The sequence below is a fragment of the Corynebacterium halotolerans genome, from assembly GCF_050107895.1.
GTDB classification, from domain to species: domain Bacteria; phylum Actinomycetota; class Actinomycetes; order Mycobacteriales; family Mycobacteriaceae; genus Corynebacterium; species Corynebacterium halotolerans_B.
The window spans coordinates 1-1082 of record NZ_JBNILW010000041.1 but is presented as its reverse complement, the minus strand read 5'-3'; the positions used below and the strand labels follow the sequence as shown (position 1 = coordinate 1082).

General features: G+C 67.2%; 1 pseudogene. It reads left to right on the top strand.

Annotated elements, in window-relative coordinates:
• A pseudogene (locus ACQCVD_RS15440) lies at positions 1 to 1082 on the top strand (pyruvate carboxylase); the annotation flags it as partial.

Below are 1082 nucleotides of genomic sequence, written 5' to 3'. Positions count from 1 at the left end.
GGTGCTGATTTCGCCACCGCGGTCACCCGTGCCCAGCGGGCGTTGTCGGAGTTCACGGTCTCGGGGGTGGCCACCAACATCGGTTTCCTGCGGGCCCTGCTGCGGGAGGATGATTTCCAGCACCGGCGGATCTCGACGAACTTCATCAAGGATCACCCGCATCTGTTGGCCGCCCCGCCGGCGGATGATGAGCCGGGCCGGATCCTGGACTTTTTGGCGGATGTGACGGTGAACAAGCCCAATGGGGTGCGTCCGGTGGGGGTGCGTCCGGAGGACAAGCTGCCGGTGATCGAGGAATCGGCCCGTGTCCCGCGTGGTTCCCGGGACCGGCTGCGGGATCTGGGGCCGAAGAAGTTCGCCGAGGATCTGCGTGCCCGCGATGGGTTGGCGGTGACCGACACCACCTTCCGGGATGCCCATCAGTCGTTGCTGGCTACCCGGGTGCGCACGACCGCGTTGACTGAGGCGGCGGCGGTGGTGGCCCGGACCACGCCGGAGTTGCTGTCGGTCGAGGCCTGGGGTGGGGCGACCTATGATGTGGCGATGCGTTTCCTCCACGAGGATCCGTGGGGGCGGTTGGATGCGTTGCGGCAGGCGATGCCGAACGTGAACATCCAGATGCTGTTGCGCGGGCGCAACACCGTGGGGTACACCCCGTACCCGGATTCGGTCGCGCGTGCGTTTGTCCGGGAGGCCGCGGATGCCGGGGTGGACATCTTCCGGATTTTCGATGCGTTGAATGATGTCTCGCAGATGCGGCCGGCCATCGAGGCGGTGCTGGAGACGGGCACGACGGTCGCCGAGGTGGCGATGGCCTACTCGGGTAACCTCCTCAGCCCGGATGAGAACATCTACACCCTGGATTATTACCTGAAGCTGGCCGAGCAGATCGTGGACACGGGGGCGCATGTCCTGGCGATCAAGGACATGGCCGGTCTGTTGCGGCCGGCGGCGGCCGGGAAGCTGGTGACCGCGTTGCGCCGGGAGTTCGACCTGCCGGTGCACGTGCACACCCACGACACCGCCGGCGGGCAGCTGGCGACTTACCTGGCGGCGGCGAACGCGGGTGCGGATGCGGTGGA